Origin of the sequence: Nocardioides oceani (assembly GCF_030412965.1) — a bacterium.
Taxonomy (GTDB): Bacteria; Actinomycetota; Actinomycetes; order Propionibacteriales; family Nocardioidaceae; genus Nocardioides; species Nocardioides oceani.
On record NZ_JAUHJQ010000002.1, the window covers coordinates 1 to 20,444 of the forward strand.

Consider the following 20,444-nt stretch of genomic DNA (forward strand, 5'->3'; position numbering starts at 1 on the left):
ACAACCACGAACGCCGGCACAGCTCGGCGGGCATGATGAGCCCGGTCAACTACGAGGACACAGCGGCCCCCGACCGGGAAGCCGCATAGAGAAGCCCTCCACGATTCGGGGGGAACCACAGCCTGCCCGCAACCCGACCAGCGACCGCGACCAAGCACCTCGACCACAGCGGCGCGCAAGCACGCCTTCCTTCGAATCACCTCGCACGGCGCCTCCGAGGGCCGGACGATCACCGCAAGGCCCTGCGCACCTCACCGGGTCTCGACGACGCTCGCCAGGGCTCGCTGCTCGACCAGCGTGTCAGGCCCTGCGCACCTCACCGGGTCTCGACGACGCTCGCCAAGGCTCGCTGCTCGACCAACGGCCGACGCTCGCCGAGGTCCGCTGCTCGACCGACGGTCCGGGCCCGGCGTACCCATCGCCCGGGCGGGCGCCCTCAGCCGGTGGTCGCGGTGCGACCGAACCGGCTGAGGACGGCGGTCTCGACGAGCTGGGCGACCAGGTAGAGGAGCAGGGCGGTGAGGGTGACGACGACGACGAGCGCCCAGACCCGGGCGTTCTGCGAGCGGCTGGCGGCCGAGACCACGGCGTACCCGATGCCCTTGCCGGTGGCGAGCCACTCCGCGAGCAGTGCGCCGGTGAGCGCGCCGGGGACGGCGATGCGGACCGAGGCGAACAGCGCGGGGAGCGCGGAGGGGAAGCCGACCCGGACCAGCACCGTCGAGGGGGAGCCGCCGTAGACGAGCACCAGGTCACGCATCTGCGGGGTGACCGAGCGGAGCCCGACGACGATGTTCACGAGCGCCGGGAAGAGCACGACGATCGCGCTCATGATCGCGACGATCGCGTAGCCGCGACCGACCATGAGGATGAGGATCGGCGCCAGCGCGATCAGCGGGACGGTCTGCAGGACGAGTGCGACCGGCATGACCGCGCCCTCGAGCATCCGGTACCGCACGATCAGCGCCGCGAGCACGACGGCGGTGAGCATGCCCGCGGCGAAGCCGATCCCGGCGTCGGTGAGGGTCTGCAGGAGCAGCGTCCAGATCTCCGAGCGCAGCTCCGCGGAGTCGTCCTCGCCGAACAGGCTCGTCCACACCTCCGAAGGGGTCTTGCCGACGTACGTCGAGACGTCCCAGACCCGCAGGGCGGCGATCCACAGCAGCACCACCACGACGAGGACGAACGCCATGGTCGCGACCTGGCGGACCACCGAGCGGAGGAACGACCCGGTGCGTCCGGGGGTGGTCCCGAGGTCGCCGGGCAGCAGCGCGCTCACGACGCGGCCCCCTGCGACCACGGCGTGACCAGCCGGCCGACGAGCCCGATGACCGCGTAGCAGCCGCCCGCCACGAGCGCGCAGCCGATGCCGACGGCCCAGGCCTGCTCGACGTCGACGTTCTGCTGGGCGATCTTGAGGACGAGCGCGACGCCGCGCTGGACCCCGCCGACGTACTCCCCGAGGATCGCGCCGAGGAACGCCGCCGGCGCGCCGATCCGCAGGGCCGCGAGCACCGACGGCAGCGCCGCCACCAGCTGCACCGTGACGAGCCGGCGCAACGGCCCACCGCCGTACACCGCGACGACGTCGAGGCTGGTGCGGTCCGCGGACCGCAGCCCCAGGACCGTGCCGACGACGGTCGTGAAGAACACCGACAGTGCGGCGAGGGCGGTGGCCGTGCCGGAGCGCTGCCCCTCGTCGGGGTTGCCGATGACGATGAAGAGCACGGGTGCGATCGCGACGAGCGGCACGCAGTAGCTGATGACTGCCACCTGCATCAGCACCGGCTCCGCGATCGGCACGAGCAGCACGAGCGAGGCGACGACGAGGCCGGCGACGGTGCCGTACGCGAAGCCGACCGCGGCCTCCTGCAGCGTCATCCCGAAGTGCAGTGAGTAGAACGCCCAGCCGTCGTCGACGGCGGTGGAGACGACGCCGTCCGGCGTGGGGATGCGTACGCCGGACAGCACGGTGAGCGCGGCGACCCACCACAGCGCCACGAGGGCGAGGATCCCGAGGGTGCTCGTGCCGAGGGAGCGCAGCGACCCGGTCGCCATCACTCCTCCCCGAAGAGCAGCTCGGAGGCGCGGTCGTGGAGCGCGTGGAACTCCGGCGTGCGCATGAGGTCCGGCGTGCGGGGCCGCGGCAGATCTACGTCGATGACCTCCTTGACCCGGCCGGGCCGCGCGCTCATCACCGCCACCTTGTCGGAGAGGAAGATGGCCTCGGAGATGCCGTGGGTGACCATCAGTGTCGTCGCGGGCTTCTCGGTCCAGATGCGCAGCAGCTCGACGTTCAGCCGCTGGCGGGTCATGTCGTCGAGTGCGCCGAACGGCTCGTCGAGCAGCAGCACCGACGGCTTGACGACCAGCGAGCGGGCGATGGAGACCCGCTGCCGCATGCCGCCGGAGAGCTGGGCCGGCTTGGCCTTCTCGAAGCCCTCGAGACCGACGAGCCGGATCAGCTCGGCGACCAGCGCCTCGTCCGGCTTCTGCCCCGAGACCTGGAAGGGGAGGCGGATGTTGGAGACGACCGAGCGCCAGGGCAGGAGCGCGGCGTCCTGGAAGGCGATGCCGAGTTCGTGGTCGCGGCGCAGCTCCAGCGGCGTGCGGCCCTCGACGAGGGCCGTGCCGGACGTGGGCTGCTCGAGGCCGGCGAGGATCCGCAGGATCGTGGACTTGCCACAGCCGGACGGGCCGAGCAGGGACAGGAAGCTGCCCTTGTCGGTCCACAAGGTGGCGTCCTCCAGGGCGGTGACCGAGCGGCGGCCGACCTTGAAGGTCTTGGTGAGGTGGTCGATGCGCACACCGGTGCCGGTGGAGGCCGTGGCCCCACCGGCACCGGTGTCCGTCGACGTCAGCGTGACGTCGGACATGTGGTGCCTCTCAGGTGGCTGGGAGCGGCGCAGCAGCGACGGGCGGCGGCGGTCAGGAGGGGAGCTCGGTGAGCTCGGGCTTCTCCTCGAGCAGCTCGGTGAGCAGCGAGAGGTCGAAGAGCTCCTCGGCCTCGATCTCGATGCCGGCGGCCTCGAGGGTGGCGAGGTTCTGCTCGATGAGCTCGTCGGTGATGGTGAACAGCCCGTTGGCCTCGACGTCGGGGGTGACGATCAGCCCGGCCTGGACCTCGGACTGCTCGAGCTCCTTGTCCATGTCGAGCTTGAGGTCCTTGCCGTACTCCTCGACGGCCATCCGGGCGCCCTCGTCGGGGTCGGCCAGGGCGTCCTGCCAGCCGCGGATCTCGGCCTCGAGGAAGGCCTTCACCTTCTCCGGCTCCTCCTCGATCATCCGCTCGGTGGTGATGACCGACTCCGCGACGAAGGGCAGGCCGTTGTCGGCGAAGGGCAGGTTGGTGACCTCGATGCCCTGCGCCTGCACCGTGATCGACTCGTTGGTGATGTAGGCGAGGAACCCGTCCACCTCCCCGTCGATGAGCGGGGCGGGGTCGTACTCCACGGGGACCTTCTCGACGTCCGCCGGGTCGATCCCGTTGACCTCGAGCAGGGCGTCGAAGAGGGTCTCGTTGCCGCCGGCCTGCACGCCGATCTTCTTGCCGACCAGGTCCTGCGGCGTCGCGATGTCTCCGCCGTCCTTGAGCGAGAGGATCGTGAACGGGTTCTTCTGGAACTTGGTGCCCACGATCTTCAGCGGGGCGTCCTCCTCCGCGATCACCTGGGCGGCGGAGACGGCGTTGCTGAGCCCGAAGTCGGCGTCCTCGGTGGCGACGAGGGTCTCGATCGCGCCCGGGCCGGGGTCCATGGTCACCGAGGTGAAGCCGGCGTCCTCGTAGTAGCCCTGGGCGTCGGCGAAGAACTCGCCCGCGAACTCGGCGTTCTTGATCCACGACAGCTGCAGGGTCAGGGCGCCGAGGTCGCCGCCGGCCTCGCTGCCGCCCGAGGTGGGCTCGGAGTCGCCGTCGTCGGAGCCGCAGGCGGCGAGGGAGAGGACGGCGGCGGCCAGGAGGGCCCCGGCGCGGGTGGCGCGCGAGCGTGAGGTCATGGAGGTGCTCCGTATCTGGTCGGGCGAGGTGCGGGTGGCTGCCGTCCCGGCACGGCATCTGGGTCGAGCAGGACCGTAGGTACGGCGGATTTCGCGGCTCGGCGCCCGAGGTTTCCGGCCGGTTAAAACGTTCGTTTCACCCCGGTCCTGGGGTCGGGTGTGGCGGCCGGGTCAGTAGTGGGTGCGGTCGTCGTGGCCGAGCCACGCCTCGAACGGCGCGAACCGGTGCTCCACCGGCACGGCGGCCACCGCCATCGGCCACGTGGCCCGGTCGGCGCCCATCAGGTCGTAGAACGCCCGGTCGTCGAAGCCGCCGCGCGCGGCGTCGTCGCGGTCGGCGGCGTACACCACCCGGTCCAGGCGCGCCCACAGCGAGGCCGAGACGCACAGCGGGCAGGGCTCGCAGGAGGTGAAGAGCGTGCAGCCGGCGAGGGAGAAGTCCCGCAGCTGCGCGCACGCCCGCCGGATCGCGACGACCTCGGCGTGGGCGGTCGGGTCCAGGTCAGGGGTGACCCGGTTGGTGCCCTCGGCGACGACGACCCCCTCGCGGACGACCAGCGCCCCGAAGGGTCCGCCGCCGGCCGCGACGTTCTCGACGGCGAGGTCGACGGCGCGATCGAGCCAGGTCTGGTCGGTCATGGTTCCTCCTGGGTGGCGGGCGGGGTGGCGGGCGGGGTGGCGGGCGGGGTGCTGGGCGGGGTGCTGGAACGGGCGTTGCGCGCCAGCCGCCAGAGCCGGTCGCGGGTCATCGGCAGCTCGTGCGGGCGGACGCCGAGGGCGTCGCGGACGGCGTTGGCGAGGGCGGGGGCGACGGGGTTGTACGGCGCCTCGCTCATCGACTTCGCACCGTGCGGGCCGAGGGTGTCGTGGGTGTCGGCGAAGAGGACCTCGGTGGTGGGGACGTCGCCCATCTGCGGGACGCGGTAGCCGCGGAAGGTCCGCGTGGTGACCTCGCCGTCTCCGGCGATCCGCACGTCCTCGAGCAGCGCGCTGCCGATGCCCTGGGCGACACCGCCGTCGACCTGCCCCCGCAGCTGCTCGGGGTTGATCACGACGCCGGCGTCGAGCGCGTGCACCGAGCGGAGGATGCGCAGCTCGCCGGTGGCGGGGTCGATCGCGACGCGGACGCCGTGGACGTTGAAGGCCACCGAGCGCGGGGAGCCGTGGTGCTCGCCGCGGCCGACGACCGGCCCCCCGTCCGTGCCGGCGCCGGCGTCGAGCTGTGCCCGCAGGTCGCGCGCGGCCGCGACGACCGCGCCGCCGGCGACGACCGAGCCGGTGGACCCGAACGCCCCGGTGTCGTACGTCGCCGCGTCGGTGTCGCCGCCGCGGACCCGCACGAGGGCCGGGTCGATCCCGAGCTCCTCGGCCACCAGCTGGACGTGGACGGTGGCGGTGCCGTTGCCGAACTCCGCCGTGCCGACGCCGACGGTGACCGTGCCGTCCGGCTCGCGGGTGACCGTGGCCTCGGCGTGGTGGCCGCGGGGCGGGATGGTCGCGATCATCGCCGGGGCCATCCCCTCGCCGACCAGCCACCCGGGCGGCGCCGGGTCGCCGTCGCCGCGGGCGAGCGCGTCCTCGACGAGGTCGAGGCACTGGTCGAGGCCGTAGCTGCCGAAGACCAGGTCGGTGTCGGGCGGGCCGTTGACCACGAACTCGTCGCCGGGCCGCACGACGTTGCGCCGCCGGATCTCGGTCGCGCTGATGCCGACCTCACGGGCGAGCTCGTCGAGGGCGGACTCGATGCCGAGGAGGACCTGCCCGAGGCCGTACCCGCGGAACGCGCCAGCCGGAACGTTGTGGGTGTAGACCGCCTCGGCGTCGACGCGCTTGTTGGCGCAGCGGTAGAGCGCGACCGACTCGTGGCAGGCGTGGAACATGACGCCCGGGCCGTGGTTGCCGTAGGCGCCGGTGTCGCTGAGGACGTCGAGCCGGATCGCGGTGAGCACGCCCTCGGCGTCGGCGCCCAGCTCGACCTCGACCCGCATCGGGTGCCGCCCCGGCGCCATCGTGAACTGCTCCTCGCGGGTCAGCTCCAGCTGCACGGGGCGCCCGGTGCGCAGCACGGCGAGCGCGACGACGTCCTCGACGAGCATCTCCTGCTTGCCGCCGAAGCCTCCGCCGACCCGGCCGGTCACCACGCGGACGCGATCGGGGTCCAGGTCGAGGACGTGGGCGAGCTCGTCGCGCACGAGGAACGGCACCTGGGTGGCGCTGCGGACGACCAGCCGGCCGTCCTCGTCGAGCCAGCCCCGCGCGCCGTGGGTCTCCATCGCGGCGTGGGTGACGCGGCTGGTGCGCCAGGTGCCGGAGACGCGGTGCGCAGCGGCGGCCAGGCCGGCCGCCACGTCGCCGACCTCGCCGTGGGTCTGGGCGACCACGTTGCGCGAGGGGTCGGCGATCCGGGAGGCGGTGGGGGACTTCTCCCCGTGCACGAGCGGCGCCCCCGGCCGCCGCGCCTCCTCCGGGTCGAGGACGGCCGGCAGCACGGCGTACTCCACCTCGAGGAGGCCGAGCGCCTGCTCGGCGACCGCGACGGAGTCGGCCACGACGACGGCGACCCGCTGCCCCCGGAAGCGCACGACGTCGTCGAGCAGCCGGGTGTCGTCGGGGTCGTCGAGGCGGCTGTCGTGGCGTCCCGTGGAGTAGAGGACGTCGGGCGCGTCGCGGTGGGTCAGCACGAGGTGGACCCCCGGCAGCGCCTCGGCCCGGGAGGTGTCGATGCGGGTGATCCGGGCGTGCGGGTGCGGGCTGGCGAGCAGCTTGGCGTGCAGCACGCCCTCGGTCGGGAGGTCGAGGGTGAAGTGCTCGCGGCCGGTCACGAGCCGCCGGCCGGCGGGGGCCGCGGTCGAGCAGCCGAAGGCGCCGGTCGCGGCGACGTTGGTCTTGCCGGCGAGCGCGTCGCGGATCGAGCGGTAGCCGGTGCAGCGGCACAGGTTGCCCTTGAACGCCTGCGCGAGCCCGTCGCGCTGGACGGTGCCGTCCTCCTCCGCGAGCGCGGTGGCGGTGACGACGTACCCCGCGGTGCAGAAGCCGCACTGGAAGCCCTGCGCGTCGAGGAAGCGCTGCTGCACCGGTGAGGGCGCCTCGGGCGTGCCGAGCCCCGCGGCGGTGGTGACCTCGTGCCCGACCGCGCGGACCGCCGGGTGCACGCAGGAGTGGACCGGCTGGCCGTCGACCAGCACCGAGCAGGCGCCGCAGTCGCCCGCGTCGCAGCCCTTCTTGACCGCGGTGGTGCCCTGCTCGCGCAGCCAGGTCCGCAGGCACTGGCCCGGGCGGGGCTCGCCGGTGACCGGCCTGCCGTCGACGATCATGCGCCCAGCTCCCGGACGACCTCGCGGGCGAGGGTGGCGGTGACCGCGGCGCGCCAGTCGGGGGCGCCGTGCGGGTCGTCGTACCAGCAGTCCACGGCGGCGAGTCCCTCCTCGAGTCGGCCCGCGTCGAGCACGACGGGCCGGGTGGTGGCGGCGGTGACGGTGATGCGGTCGCCGGCCCCCACGACGACGGATGCGGAGCGTCCGTGCGGCGTGAGCGACATCCGGCGGAAGGCGGTGCGGACGGCCAGGGCGGCGGGAGGTACGTCGACGGCCCGCAGGACCTCCCCGGCGGCCAGCGAGGTGGTGCCGACGCCGCGGACCAGCTCGGCCACGGGCTCGCGCCGCTCGCCCCCGTCGGGGGTCCACACGACCGCGACGCCGCCCAGCCCGGCGGTGAGCGAGGTCATCGCCCCGGCCGGCAGCGCGAGCGCGATGTTGCCGCCGACGGTCGCCGCGTGCTGGATCTTGAACGACATGAGCAGCGCGTCGGCCGCCGAGCGCACCAGCGGCGCGAGCGGGTCGACCAGCGGCGAGCCGACGAGCTCGGCGACCGTGCAGGTGGCGCCGATCCGCAGCGTGCCGTCCTCGAGCAGCTCGACGGCCGGCCAGCCCAGGGTGGTGAGGTCGACCAGGCCGGTGGTGCCGGGCTGCGGCTCGGAGAACAGCCAGGTGCCCCCGGCGAGCAGCGTCTCGCCGGCGCCAAGCCGCAGGTCCTCCCGGGCGGTCGGGCGGCGGAAGGAGGTGACGGTGTTCAGGTCCATCAGCCCTCCACCTCGCCCAGCACGTCGTAGGTCCGGCTGATCGAGCCGACCCGCTCGCGGGCGGGCCGGCCGCGCTGGGAGAGCACCGCGTCGGCCAGCACGCTCACGACGCTCATCGCCGCGGCGTAGCTGTCGAAGGCCAGGCCGCTCTGCACGGGGCACTCGACCCAGAGGTCGACGCGGCCGGCGTGCGGCAGCGCGGTCGGGTCGGCGACGAGCACGACGGTCGCACCGGTCGCGCACGCCGCCTCGAGGAACTCCGCGAACCCGCGTGGGCGGCGGCGGAAGCCCAGCACCACGACCGCGTCGCCCGGGCCGAGGTCGGCGAGCTCCTCGCCCATGACCTGGCCGGGCAGCGGCGCGAGCGTCACCGAGGAGCGGGCCTGCACCAGCTGCTGGCGCAGGTGCAGGGCGACGGGGTGGCTGTTGCGCCAGCCGACGACGAGCAGCCGCCCGGCCGCGCCGAGGACCCGGGCGGCGTCGAGCAGGGCCGGCTGCTGGACCGCGCGGGCGATGGCGTCGCCCTCCGCGGTGGCGTGGACGGCGAGGTCGGGGCTGCCGTCGACCCGGCGCGGCTCGCCGGCGGTCCGCAGCGCGCGCAGGTGCTCGCGGACCTCGTCGAAGTCGGCGAAGCCCAGGCTGCGGAAGAGCCGGCTCATCGTGGCCTTGGAGACCCCGGCGAGGACGGCGAGCTCGGCGGCGCGGTACGTCGCCAGGTCGTCGAGGTGCTCCAGCAGCGTGGCCGCCGCCTTGCGCTCCTGCGGCGACAGCTCCCCGTGGTGCCGCGCGATCCGCTCGTCGATCCTCACGCCGCACCCCGCTCGGTGACGGCCGCGGCCACCGCGAGCACGGCCTGCTCGAGGGCGTCGATCCCGCGGGCCACGTCGACCTCGCGGACGTCCTCGTCGGGGTGGTGGCTGATCCCGTCGGCGCAGCGGAGGAACAGCATCGCGATGTCGGCGACCGCCGCCACCGCCATGGCGTCGTGCCCGGCACGGCTCCACAGCCCCATCGGGTCGGTGTCGCCGGTGGTCGCGATCCCGTCGACCACCGCCTGCTGGAGCCACGGCGCGCACGGGGCGGCCGGGGCGGAGTGCGTCTCGACGACCTCCAGCCGCAGCCCGCGTGCCGCGCACAGCGTCTCGGCCTCGGTGCGCATCGTCTCCCACATCGCGTCCCGCTCGGTGTCGGTCGCGGCCCGCAGGTCCAGGGTCAGGTCCGCCCGGCCGGGCACCACGTTGACCGCGCCCGGCGTCACCTCGATCCGGCCGACGGTCGCGATGCAGCCGTGGTCGCCGGTCGCCCGGGCCAGCCGCTCGACGGCCGACACGACCTCGCTCGCGCCGACGAGCGCGTCGCGCCGCCGGGAGTACGGCGTCCCGCCGGCGTGCCTCGCCTCGCCGTGGACGCTCAGCACGAACCGCCGGGCGCCGGCGATCGTCGTGACGTAGCCCAGCGAGGCGTCGGCCGCCTCCAGGTGCGGCCCCTGCTCGATGTGCGCCTCGAGGTAGCCGACCAGCTCCTCGGGCCGTCGCGCGGCCTCGCCGACCCGGTCCGGGTCCAGCCCGAAGGCCTCGAACGCCTCCCGCAGGGTGGTGCCGTCGCGGTCGACGAGCGACCACCAGGCCTCGTCCCAGGTGCCGGCGAGCGCGCGGCTGCCGAGCAGCGCGGCACCGAACCGGGCGCCCTCCTCGTCGCCGAAGCCGACCACCTCGAGGGCGAACGGCAGCTCGCGACCGCGCAACCGCTCGGCCACCGCGAGCGCCATGACCACGCCGAGCGGGCCGTCGTACCTCCCGGCGTCCGGGACGGTGTCCAGGTGGGAGCCGAGCAGCAGCGCCGGCAGGCCGGGGGTGACGCCCTCCCGGCGGCCGCACTGGTTGCCGGCGGCGTCCTGCCACGGGCGCAGCCCGGCCTGCTCCATCCAGCCGGCGACCAGGGTGTTGGCGCGGGCGTGCTCGGGTGTCAGGTGCACCCGCTCGACCGCGTCCGGCCGGCTGCTCAGCGCGGCCAGCGCGTCGCAACGGGCCAGCGCGGTCGCCGCGTCGTCGGCGCGCGCGTGCGGGGCGCTCATGCGTAGACCTCGCGGGCCGCGCCGACGCCGCCGCCGGCGGTGACCGGCGCCCCGGCCGCCCGCAGCACCTGCTCGAGGGCGGCGAGGGTGGTGAGGACGGCGTCCCGGCGGGCGTTGTGGCCCATGGTGCCGATCCGCCACACCCGCCCGTGGAGCGGACCGAAGGAGGTGCCGATCTCGATGCCGAAGTCCTCCAGCAGCGCCCCGCGGGTCGCGTCGCCGTCGACGCCGTCGGGGATCTCGACCGCGACGACGTTGTGCATCTTGTGCGCGACGTCCCCGAAGACGGTGAGCCCGAGCCCGCGGACCCCCTCGAGCATCGCCCGGCCGTGCAGCGCGTGGCGGGCGACGGCCGCCTCGAGGCCCTCCTCGACGAGCAGGCGGGCGCACTCGCGGGCGCCGTACAGCATGGTCGTCGCCTCGGTGTGGTGGTTGAGCCGGCGCGGGCCCCAGTAGTCCATGACCTGCGCGAGGTCGAGGTAGTTGCTGGCGATGCGCGTGCCGCGGGCGGCGTCCTGCTCCTCGCGGATGCCGGCCTCGACGTGCTTGCGGCCCTCGATGAGGGCCACCGCGCGGTCGGAGATCGTGATCGGCGCGCTGCCCGACGGTCCGCCCAGGCACTTCTGCAGGCCCGCGGTGGCCACGTCGAGGCCCCAGGCGTCGGCCTCGAACGGGTTGCCGCCGAGGCTGGCGGTCGCGTCGCAGTAGAGCAGCGCGTCGTGGCGCCGGCAGATCTCGCCGAGGTCCGCCAGCGGCTGGCACATCGTGGTCGAGGTGTCGCCCTGGACCACCGCGACCACCTTCGGGCGCACGGCCGCGACGGCGGCCTCGACCTGCTCGGGCTCGACGACCTCGCCCCACGGCACGTCGACGGTGTGCACCTCGGCGCCGCAGCGCTCGGCGATCTCGACCAGCAGGTGGCCGAAGCGGCCGAACACCGGCACCAGCACCCGGTCGCCGGGCTCCAGGAGGCTGACCAGCGCCGCCTCGATGCCGGCGCGGGAGGTGCCGTCGACGAGGAAGGTCTGCTCGTTGGCGGTGCGGAAGACCTCGCGGTAGAGCGCCATGGTCTCGGTCATGTACGCCGTCATGGCGGGGTCGTACTGCCCGACCAGCTGGGCGGACATCGCCCGCAGCACCCGCGGGTCGGCGTTGATCGGACCGGGGCCCATCAGCAGCCGCGGGGGCGGGTTGACCGGCGCGCTCATGCGGTCACCGCCGGGGCGTCGACCCGGGTCAGCATGCGGCCGTGCGTGGGGTCGGCGTCGGCCACGCCGCGCACGAGCGTGCGGGTGACGCGCCCGGCCAGGGCCATCCCGTCGTAGGCGCTGATCGGGTTGCGGTGGGCCAGCGCGGCGGCGCGGACCTCGGTGGTGGCGGTCGGGTCGAGGACGACCAGGTCGGCATCGGCACCCGGCGCGATCCGGCCCTTGTGGTGGAGGCCGACGAGGTCGGCGGTGCCGGTCGCCATCCACCGGGCGACCCGCTCGACCCCGATGCCGCGAGCGGCGGCCTCGGCGGCCACGGCGGTGAACCCGACCTCCAGCCCGGCCACGCCGCCCCACGCCTGCTGGAGGTCACCGCCGCCCCGCGACTTCTCCTCCGCCGTCGCGGGGGAGTGGTCGGAGACGACGACGTCGACCACGCCGTCGACGAGCGCCTGCCACAGCTGCTCGCGGTTCGCACGGTCCCGGATCGGCGGGCAGCACTTGAACTCGGGCGCCGCGTCCGGGATCGCGTCCGCCTCCAGGCACAGGTAGTGCGGGCAGGTCTCGACCGTGACCGGCACGCCCTCGGCGCGGGCGTCGGCCAGCAGGTCGACCGCCCGGGCGCTGGAGAGGTGCAGCACGTGCACGCGCGCGCCGGTCGCCCGCGCGCCGTCGAGCACGCGACGTACGGCCCTGGTCTCGGCCTCGTCGGGCCGGGAGAGCAGGAAGTCGGCGTAGGCGCGGCTCGGCGGGTGCGGCGCCGCGTCGAGGACCTCGGGGTCCTCGGCGTGGACGACCATCAGGCTGCCCAGCCGGGCGACCTCGGCGAGCGCCTCCTCGAAGCCGGCGGCGTCGAGGGGCGGGAACTCGTCCACGCCGGAGGGCGACAGGAAGCACTTGAAGCCCAGGACGCCCGCCTCGTGGAGCGGCTCGAGGTCGGCGACGTTGCCCGGCACCGCGCCGCCCCAGAACGCGACGTCGACGGCGAGCTGGCCGGCCGCGGCCGCCTGCTTCGCGCGCAGCCCGGCAAGCGTCGTGGTCGGCGGCACCGAGTTGAGCGGCATGTCGACGAGGGTCGTGACGCCGCCGGCGTGGGCCGCGCGGGTCGCGGTGGCGAAGCCCTCCCAGTGCGTGCGGCCCGGCTCGTTGACGTGGACGTGGGTGTCGACGACGCCCGGCAGGAGGTACGCCGCGGCGGGCACGTCCAGCACGGGGCCGACGACCGGGTGGTCCACCGGCTCCACGCCGCTGACCCGCCCGTCCGCGATCGTCACCGTGGCCGGCCGGAGCGCGCCGTCGACGAGCACCTGGCGCGCCCGCACGGCGGCGTACGCGCTCGTCGGCGCAGTGCCGGCCGCGCGGCTCACGCGAACCCCGCCACGGTCGCCCAGGCGCGCGGCTTGCGGGCCTCGCCCTCGCGCTGCACGGTCGCCTGGATCAGCCCGTAGGGCCGGTCGGCGGCGAAGAAGACCTCGCCCGGGTTGTCGAGCCCGAACGGCTCGAGGTCGACCAGGAAGTGGTGGTTGTTCGGGCACGACAGCCGCACCTCGGCGATGCCCGGGAAGGCGTCGAGCACGGCCTTGCCCATCGCGAAGATCGTCTGCTGCAGCGCGAGCGAGTGCACCTCGGCGAAGGTGGCGAGCAGGAGGTCGCGCACGGCGGCGTACGTCGCGTCGAACCCGCCGGGACCGTCCGGCAGCTCCGCGTAGCGCCACCAGGCGGTCACGTCGGTGGCGAGGATCCGGTCGTCGGTCTCCGGCAGGGTCGTGTAGCGGTCGCGGGGGAAGCCGTGGAACTCCGAGCCGGTCGACTTCAGGACGGTGAGGTCGCGCAGGCCGGCCAGCACGAACACCTCGTCGCCGTCGCGCTGGACCAGCGCGGTCCGGGTCTCGCGGCCGGTGCGGACGAAGGAGTGGTCGTGTGGCGCGCCGTCGACCTCGACCCGGTCCCAGGAGTGCTGCTGCGCCTCCCACCGGCCGCCGACGACCCACGGGAAGCCGGTCGTGAAGTGCTCGGCGAGCCGGAGCAGGAGCTCCTCGGGCGCGCCGACGCCGTCGCGGGCGAAGGCGTAGAGCGTGTTCTTCTGGGTGTCGGTGGCCACGACCTGGCTGTTGTCGCCGTCGGTGTGGCAGGCCTCGAAGTCACCGCGCAGCTGGCTGGTCACCGTGAGGTCGGTGATCCGGTGCCGCGCGACCTCGCGGTCGATCCGGACCAGGCGGCACTCCGCCTTGCCGTACTGGTTCTCGCCGAGGACGACGTCTCCCGCTGCCACCGCTCAGCTCCCCTTGTACGTGGTGTAGGCGAACGGGCTCAGCAGCAGCGCGACGTGGTGGTGCGGCTCTGCGGGGTCGACGGTGACGTCGACCCGCACGACCGGGTGGAACGCGGTGCCGGTCGCGAACGTCAGTGCGTGGTGGCCGCCCTCGACCGCGGTCGCGAAGCGCGCCCGGCCGTCGGCGTCGGTGCGCACCCGCTCGAGCTCGGCGGCCCCACCGCCGGCCGGCACCACCTCGAGGACCACCTCCAGGTCCGCGCGGGGCGAGCCCGCCGCGGCGTCGAGCACGTGGGTCGACAGGGTCGTCATGCGAAGAGCCCCCTCAGCCGCAGCGCGGCGATCTCGGCGAGCTGGCCACGGGTGACCTCGAGCTCGGTGGTCGGGTCGTGGTCCAGGCGCCGGTCGAGCTGCTCGAGGATCTCCTCCGCGCTGCGCCCGGCGGCGCGGACGAGGAAGACGCGGCCGAAGCGCTGCTCGTACGCCGCGTTGCCCGCGGCGATCCGCTGTCGGACGTCCGCGTCGCCGCCGGTGCCGCTCGCGACGCCCGACTGCTCGCTGGCCGACATCGCCGCACTGGCGCCGTCACCTGCGTGCCGCTCGCCGATCCGCGGGTGGTCGGCCAGCGCCTGCTCGACCTCCGCGCCGGTCCACGTCGCGGCCAGCGCCTCGCCGTGCGCCACCAGCGCGTCGACGTCGGCGTAGGGCCGGTCCGCGACGACCGCGTCGACCCACGCCGCGATGTCGGCGCAGGGCCGGACGGTCGCTGCCGCCTCGTCCTGCCCCATCGCGTTGAACTGCTCGATCCGCACGTCCGCTCCTCCCTGGAGCGGCTGAAACTAGGCAGCCCGCGTGTCGGCGGATCGAAACCGCCGTTTCAGCGGCGTTACGGTCGCCGCCGCTGCGTTTCGATGTGGTCCCGAGGGCGCACACGATCGTTCAATTGCGCGGTTGTGTCGGGGTTCCGGGCCGAGAACCCGCCACAGTCGTTCAATTGAACGATCGTGTCCCCTCGGAGCGCGCCGACCCCTCGCCGCCGAGCACCCCGGCGAGCCGCAGCAGGTCCCGGTCCCGGCCGGGCGCGGCGAGCAGGCAGGCGCCGGCGGGCAGCCCGCCGGCCGCCGGGGACGTCGTGACCGGCACCGAGACCGCGGGCAGCCCGCCGAGCCCGGCCAGGCAGGTGAGCAGCAGCGTCGAGGCGCGGACCGGCTCCAAGTCCTCGTCGAGGCGCGGGGCGACCGAGGAGGCGGAGGGGAGCAGCAGGACCCGCCCGCCGACCAGCGCCCGGACCGTCGTCCGTGCCTCGTCGACGACGGCGCGGGCCGCGCCGGCCTCCGCGTCCGTCAGCGTCCGGGCCTGCTCGAACCGCCCGCGCACGTCCGGGCCGAGCACGTGCAGCCGCCCCTCGAGCCATGCGCCCCACGACTGCCAGGCCTCCCAGGCCTGGACGGTCCGGAACGCGTCGAGCCACGCCGGCAGGTCCTCGAGCGGCCAGCGCTCCTCGGAGGTGTCCGGGGCGAGGCCGCGGACGGCCGCGGACACCTCGGGCGAGGCGAGGTCGAGCAGCGCGGGCACGACCACGACCTCCTCGGAGCCGCCGGCCGAGGACGCCGGCGGCTCCGGCAGCAGGACGTCGCCGACGGCCGCGAGGAGCGCCGCGGACCGGGTCAGCCAGCCGACGGTGTCGAACGACGGCGCGAGCGGCAGCAGCCCGTCGACCGCGACGGCGCCGTGGGTGGTGCGGATGCCGAAGAGGCCCTGGTACGCCGCGGGCACGCGGATCGAGCCGCCGGTGTCGGTCCCGAGGCCGATGGTCGCGTGGCCGAGCGAGACGGCCGAGGCCGAGCCGGAGGACGAGCCGCCCGGGACGCGGTACGGCGCCCGCGGGTTGGGCGGCGCGCCGGTGTGGGCGTTGGTGCCGGCGAGCGACCAGGCGAGCTCGTCGGTCCGCGCGATGCCGCGCACGTCGGCACCCGCGGCGAGCAGCCGCGCGACGGCGTGGGCGTGGTCCCGGGCGGTCGGCGCCGCGTCGAGCCACGCGGGGTTGCCGGCGCCGGTGCGGTGCCCGGCGACGGCGTACAGGTCCTTGACGGCCACCGACTCCCCGGCCAGCGGCCCGGTGCCGGCGCCGTGGACGAGCGGCTCGCCGACCACGCGCCACACCCGCGTGTCGAGCGCCGGCGGCGGGACCGCGACGTGCGCGGCGGTGACCTGCCAGCCGTCGGCCAGCCGTGCCCACAGCTGGGTCTGCAGGCCGCGGCCGCCCCGCTCCAGCTCGGTCACCGCCACCACCAGCGCGTGGTCGTCGTCGACGGTCTGCACGTGGGTCTGCACGATCCGCCGCCGCGGCGCGCCCCCGCGCCGGCCACGGAACGCGCTGATCGCGTCGTGACCCACGAGCAGGCCGGCCGCGTCGCCGCGCAACGTGGTCGGGCCGGGCGCGAAGAGCCGGTCGAGCGCGTCGAGGTCGTCGGACATCAGCGCGCGCTCGTAGGCCCAGAACGCCTCCACGAGACCGGCGGGCACGGGCTTCGACGCGCCGCTCGGCCCGGGGGCGGGCCGCGGGACGGGCGTGGGGGAGGTGCTCATGCGAAGTCACTCTTCCTGATCCGGGCGTGCACGCCCTTGACGACGTCGACGACCTGGGAGATCCGGAAGTCGGTGGCGGCGCTGAGGTAGGCGTAGGCCAGGGACCGGTCCATGCCGTACGCCGCCGCGAGCAGCGCGATCGCGGCGCGCACGCAGTCCTGCACGGCCACGTCGAGGTCCTCGTCGAGACCGGTCGGCAGGAGGTGCTCGGTCGTCTCGGCCAGCGGCCCGGCCAGCTCGCCGAAGCGGCGTACCGCCTCCTCCCGCGGCACCACGTCGAGGCGCACCGTCGCCCGCAGCGAGGCCTCCATGGCGGTCAACGAGACCTCCCCGTCGCCCTGGGCGAAGTGCGGGTCGCCGACGTAGGCCAGCGCCCCGGCCACCTGCACCGGCAGGTAGAGGGTGGATCCGACGGTCAGCAGGTTGATGTCCAGGTTGCCGCCGTGCGGCCCCGGCGGCACCGAGTGCGGCCGCTGGTCACCGGCCACGGCGACGCCCATGATCCCCAGGAACGGCGCCAGCGGGAACGACACCGCCGGCTCCTCGCCCGGCCGCAGCGGCAGCCGGCCGTGCGTGCCGTCGTCGGTGACGGTGGCGAAGGCGGAGTAGCAGGCGGCGGCCTCGAGCGGGTACTCCCCGACGAGCGCGCCCCGCCCGTGCCGGTTGGAGATCACGCCGTACGGCACCCGCGGCAGCGTCTCGACCAGGGTCATCGCCAGCAGGTCGCCCGGCTCCGCGCCCTCGACCAGCACCGGCCGGTTCACCACGTGCGGCCCGTCGACGCCGAACGTGCGCGGCAGGTCGCTCGCCGCGATCGCGACCGCGTCCTTGAGCACGTCGGTCACGCCGCGGTCGCCGAAGAACCGCTCCGGGTCGCGGCCCTGGTCCTCGAGGATCCCCTCGTGGCTCACGGTGTCGAAGGTGACCTCCGTGCCGACCGCCACCCGCAGCGCCGGCTCGTCGGCCGCGCACGGCAGCCGTCCCCACAGCACCGTCTCCGGTGAGGCGGGCAGGTACGTCGCGGAGCGGATCGGTCCGGTGCCGGGCTGCAGGATCACCCGCCGGACCGTAGGGAACGCTTGTTTCAGGCGTGTCTCGTCAGCGGTGCTCCCGCCGACCTCAGCCGAGCGCCAGCGTCACCGCGAGCAGCACCGCCGCCACCAGCACCGCGCCGGTCATCACCGCGCCCAGCCCGAACCGCGGCAGCGGCCGACCGGTCCGCATCGCCCGCTCCACGAGCGACCACCGCCGGTAGGCCAGTGCCGTCGTGCCGCCGCCGAGCAGCACCAGCACGACCACCATCGTCTGTCGCAGCCACGCCGGCTCGGGCACCTCGAGGGAGTGCAGCGCGACCGCGCCGGCCATGACCGCCAGCGCGGTGCGGACCCAGGCGAGGAACGTGCGCTCGTTGGCGAGCGTGTAGCGCGGGTCCGGCTCGCCGCCCTCGTCGTAGGCACCCATGCCGCGCATCATCGCGCAGCCGCCGGTCGGTACGGTCCGGGGCATGCACGAGTACGACGCCCAGACCGCCGTCACGCCTACCGGCGCGGACACCTACGCAGCGGACCTCTCGGAGGGTTGGCACGTCGGCGGCGGCATCAACGGCGGGTACCTGCTGGCGATCATCGGCCGCGCGATCAGCGAGCACCTGCCGACCAAGCCGCACCCGCTGTCGGTCAGCGCGTACTACCTCTCGGCCTCGGTCGCCGGCCCGGCCGAGGTGGCCCTGGACGTCCGGCGCGACGGAGGCTCGATGGCCACCGTCGCCGCCGACCTCCGGCAGGGCGACCAGACGCGGATCACCGCGCTGGCGACGTACGGCGACCTCACGAGGCTGGGCGACGACGTCCGCACCACCGCCGAGGAGCCGCACCTCCCGCCGGTCGAGGAGTGCGTGCCGTCGTCGCTGGCGCCGGAGGAGGTGCGCCGCGTCGCGCCCCTGATGCAGCGCTTCGACATGCGCTTCCACCCCGACCACGTCGGCTGGGCGGTCGGCGAGCCGGGTCGCACCGGGGTGATCTCGGCCTGGTTCAAGCTGGCCGACGGCCGCGAGCCCGACCCCGTCTCGCTGCTGCTGGCCGTCGACGCGCTCCCGCCGGTCACCTTCGACCTCGGCATGCCCGGGTGGGCGCCGACCCTCGAGCTCACCGCCCACGTCCGCGCCGTCCCCGCCCCGGGCTGGCTCAAGGTGCGGCACGCGACCCGCAACATGGCCGGCGGGATGTTCGAGGAGGACTGCGAGGTCTGGGACTCCACCGGCCGCCTCGTCGCCCAGTCCCGCCAGCTCGCCCGCCAGCCCCGCTGACCCCCCGCCACCGGTCGCCGCGCCCGATGTCCAGCGACCCTGCTGTCGCTCCACACGCGTCCTGACGTGTGTGCAGCGACCACACGGTCGCTGAAGACCCCCCGGATCGCGCCGCTACGGCACGCTGACCACGTCGGCGTCGTGGATGGCCGGCCCGCGCTCGCGCCACCAGGAGGCCGCGCGGCGTACGTCGTCGTGGTCGTGCTCGGCGAGCGCCTTGATCTCGGTGGCCCCCTGCATCCCGAGCGCGAACAGGGTGGCGTGCCGCTCGGCGGGCCGCTGCTGGGTGACCGCGGCGTCGGCGAGCAGCGTCGCGTCCTCGTCCGGCAGGTCGCCGCGCGCCATGCCGAGGTTGACCAGGGCTCGCGACCGGATGGTCGGCCGCTCCTCGCTGCGGGTGCGCCGGATGACCTTGTCCTCGCGGCCGCCGTGCCCGATGCGCATCAGCACCGTCCACGCCCGCGCCGACAGCAGGTCGTTGGGGTGGCCGGTCAGGCGCAGGCACTGCTCCGCCACGGCCGGCGCATAGGGGCTGGCCGCGATCACCAGCGCCGCGTGGTGGCGGCGCGGCTTGTGCACGTGCAGCAGCGCCTCGCGCAGCAGCCGCCGGAGCATCGGGTCGGGCTCGCGGGAGTGCTGCGTCGGGGTCTGCGCCTGCGCGGTGGCCGCGAGCTCCGCGACGATCGCGACGGTCTGGGCGTGGGGGACCAGCTCGGCGGTCGCCCGCGCCTGGGTCACCATCCCGAACGCCCGCCGCGTCCGCAGCCCTCCGCTCACCTGCTCCCAGGACGGCTGCGGCAGGTGCACGGCGAGGTCGAAGAAGTCCAGCCGCCCGTCCAGCGGGTCCGGCCGCCGCAGCGCACCGACCACGGCGCTCTCCAGCTGGGGGAGGGCGTCGGGCAGGAGGTGCCCGCGGGCGATCTTGTACGCCGCGACGGACGCCGCCGCGCGGCGCAGGTTGCCGTCGTCGCTGCCGAGCAGCCGCAGCACGAGGTCGCCGGCCGGCGCGTCGGGCAGCTCGGTCAGCAGGTTCAGCACCGGCGCCACCACCTGGGTGTCGGGGTGCACCACGAAGCTGCCGATCGCGCGGAGCATGGGGCGCTGCGCCGCGCGGTGGCGCAGCATCGTCGCGGCGGCCTCGTAGCGCCGTACGTACGCCGGGCCGACCGCGACCCCCAGCTCCTCGACGAGCCGGCCGCACAGCTTCGTCCACTCCTCCTTGCGCAGGAAGACGCGGTCGAAGCGGTGCAGCTGCTCGGCCAGCCGCAGCCACAGCGCCCCGCCGGCGTCCCCGCGCTCGGCGGCGTCGAGCATCCCCTCGAACGACCCGGTCGTCAGGTCCTCGTCGCGCAGCGAGGTCTCCCGCGGCGCCGGGCCGCTGCCGAAGGAGCGCCGCAGGCCCGCCGACACCGACACCAACGACCCCTCGGGCAGCCCGAGGACCCGTTCGTACGTCGCCACCACCCGCCCCGGCACGGCCTGCAGCCCCGACTCCCACCGGGACACGCGGGTGTTGTCCACCTGGACGCCCTGCTCCTTGAGCACGCGCAGGAACCCCTCGCGCCGCGCCAGATCGGGGTCGGGCCCGAGCAGCCGGTTCGTGCTCAGCAACCACGCGACCCGCTGGTCCACGCCTACACCCAGCTCGGTCACCGGCGTGTTGTCGACGGGCAGCTTCTGCGGTCGACCGCGCCGGCGGGCCGCCCCCGAGCTCTCGCCGGTGCTGGTCATCGGTTCCTTCCGGGCAGGTGCGTCGAGGCGACTCCATGACCCGGTTCACGTCGTCGGGCCTATTTATTGCAGAAGTAAAGACGACCTGCAACAAGTTCCGGGTGGTCTAAGCCGGATCCCTAGTGTTCACCTCGGCTCGGGAATCCGTGTCCTGGGCCACAGGGGCCCTATCGGTGGTTCCCTGCCGGCGA

19 protein-coding genes are annotated in these 20,444 nt (G+C 74.9%); 1 reads left to right on the forward strand and 18 read right to left on the reverse strand.

The window, feature by feature from the left end; genetic code table 11:
- Positions 1-436: 436 nt before the first annotated feature.
- The 17 genes from QWY28_RS05490 to QWY28_RS05570 form a co-directional block, all read right to left on the reverse strand.
- Positions 437-1,279 carry an ABC transporter permease gene (locus QWY28_RS05490; RefSeq protein ID WP_300951312.1) on the reverse strand — a complete coding sequence of 281 codons (843 nt, stop codon included), beginning with the start codon at positions 1,277-1,279 and terminating at the stop codon, positions 437-439.
- A complete protein-coding gene (locus QWY28_RS05495) occupies positions 1,276-2,058 on the reverse strand; it encodes an ABC transporter permease (RefSeq protein WP_300951313.1) in 783 nt (260 codons plus the stop codon). Before QWY28_RS05495 ends, QWY28_RS05490 begins: the two co-directional genes overlap by 4 nt.
- On the reverse strand, positions 2,058-2,876 hold the full coding sequence (locus tag QWY28_RS05500; RefSeq protein WP_300951314.1) for an ABC transporter ATP-binding protein: 819 nt from the start codon (positions 2,874-2,876) through the stop codon (positions 2,058-2,060). The genes QWY28_RS05495 and QWY28_RS05500 overlap by 1 nt, the downstream gene beginning before the upstream one ends.
- 52 nt (positions 2,877-2,928) lie before the next feature.
- Entirely contained in the window at positions 2,929-3,996 is a 1,068-nt protein-coding gene (locus QWY28_RS05505) for an ABC transporter substrate-binding protein (protein ID WP_300951315.1), read from the reverse strand.
- A gap of 171 nt (positions 3,997-4,167) precedes the next feature.
- Entirely contained in the window at positions 4,168-4,635 is a 468-nt protein-coding gene (locus QWY28_RS05510; protein WP_300951316.1) for a nucleoside deaminase, read from the reverse strand.
- Entirely contained in the window at positions 4,632-7,310 is a 2,679-nt protein-coding gene (locus QWY28_RS05515; RefSeq protein WP_300951317.1) for a molybdopterin-dependent oxidoreductase, read from the reverse strand. Before QWY28_RS05515 ends, QWY28_RS05510 begins: the two co-directional genes overlap by 4 nt.
- Complete coding sequence (locus tag QWY28_RS05520; RefSeq protein WP_300951318.1) at positions 7,307-8,074, reverse strand: FAD binding domain-containing protein; 768 nt, start codon at positions 8,072-8,074, stop codon at positions 7,307-7,309. The genes QWY28_RS05515 and QWY28_RS05520 overlap by 4 nt, the downstream gene beginning before the upstream one ends.
- Positions 8,074-8,883 (reverse strand): MurR/RpiR family transcriptional regulator, encoded by an 810-nt coding sequence (locus QWY28_RS05525; RefSeq protein WP_300951319.1) that lies wholly within the window; start codon positions 8,881-8,883, stop codon positions 8,074-8,076. Before QWY28_RS05525 ends, QWY28_RS05520 begins: the two co-directional genes overlap by 1 nt.
- The gene (locus tag QWY28_RS05530) at positions 8,880-10,148 is read right to left on the reverse strand and encodes an allantoate amidohydrolase (RefSeq protein ID WP_300951320.1); all 1,269 of its coding nucleotides are present in this window, start codon (positions 10,146-10,148) and stop codon (positions 8,880-8,882) included. Before QWY28_RS05530 ends, QWY28_RS05525 begins: the two co-directional genes overlap by 4 nt.
- Complete coding sequence (locus tag QWY28_RS05535) at positions 10,145-11,356, reverse strand: pyridoxal-phosphate-dependent aminotransferase family protein (protein WP_300951321.1); 1,212 nt, start codon at positions 11,354-11,356, stop codon at positions 10,145-10,147. Before QWY28_RS05535 ends, QWY28_RS05530 begins: the two co-directional genes overlap by 4 nt.
- Positions 11,353-12,723, reverse strand: coding sequence for an allantoinase AllB (gene allB, locus QWY28_RS05540; RefSeq protein ID WP_300951322.1), 1,371 nt, complete (start codon positions 12,721-12,723; stop codon positions 11,353-11,355). Before allB ends, QWY28_RS05535 begins: the two co-directional genes overlap by 4 nt.
- Positions 12,720-13,628, reverse strand: a complete 909-nt coding sequence (gene pucL, locus QWY28_RS05545) for a factor-independent urate hydroxylase (RefSeq protein WP_300951323.1) — start codon at positions 13,626-13,628, stop codon at positions 12,720-12,722. The genes allB and pucL overlap by 4 nt, the downstream gene beginning before the upstream one ends.
- A 3-nt stretch (positions 13,629-13,631) precedes the next feature.
- On the reverse strand, positions 13,632-13,940 hold the full coding sequence (locus QWY28_RS05550) for a hydroxyisourate hydrolase (protein WP_300951324.1): 309 nt from the start codon (positions 13,938-13,940) through the stop codon (positions 13,632-13,634).
- Positions 13,937-14,440: a 2-oxo-4-hydroxy-4-carboxy-5-ureidoimidazoline decarboxylase gene (gene uraD, locus QWY28_RS05555; protein ID WP_300951325.1), complete on the reverse strand. Its 504-nt coding sequence runs from the start codon at positions 14,438-14,440 to the stop codon at positions 13,937-13,939. Before uraD ends, QWY28_RS05550 begins: the two co-directional genes overlap by 4 nt.
- A gap of 178 nt (positions 14,441-14,618) precedes the next feature.
- Positions 14,619-16,217: an AtzH-like domain-containing protein gene (locus tag QWY28_RS05560; protein WP_300951326.1), complete on the reverse strand. Its 1,599-nt coding sequence runs from the start codon at positions 16,215-16,217 to the stop codon at positions 14,619-14,621.
- A complete protein-coding gene (locus QWY28_RS05565; protein ID WP_300951327.1) occupies positions 16,214-17,275 on the reverse strand; it encodes an acetamidase/formamidase family protein in 1,062 nt (353 codons plus the stop codon). The genes QWY28_RS05560 and QWY28_RS05565 overlap by 4 nt, the downstream gene beginning before the upstream one ends.
- Before the next feature lie 61 nt (positions 17,276-17,336).
- On the reverse strand, positions 17,337-17,723 hold the full coding sequence (locus QWY28_RS05570; RefSeq protein ID WP_300951328.1) for a YidH family protein: 387 nt from the start codon (positions 17,721-17,723) through the stop codon (positions 17,337-17,339).
- Here QWY28_RS05570 and QWY28_RS05575 point away from each other — a divergent pair.
- A complete protein-coding gene (locus tag QWY28_RS05575; protein ID WP_300951329.1) occupies positions 17,722-18,522 on the forward strand; it encodes a thioesterase family protein in 801 nt (266 codons plus the stop codon). The two genes, QWY28_RS05570 and QWY28_RS05575, sit on opposite strands and share 2 nt — an antisense overlap.
- Positions 18,523-18,636: 114 nt before the next feature.
- Here QWY28_RS05575 and QWY28_RS05580 read toward each other — a convergent pair whose 3' ends face one another.
- A complete protein-coding gene (locus tag QWY28_RS05580; RefSeq protein ID WP_300951330.1) occupies positions 18,637-20,253 on the reverse strand; it encodes a hypothetical protein in 1,617 nt (538 codons plus the stop codon).
- Between the last annotated feature and the right edge of the window lie 191 nt (positions 20,254-20,444).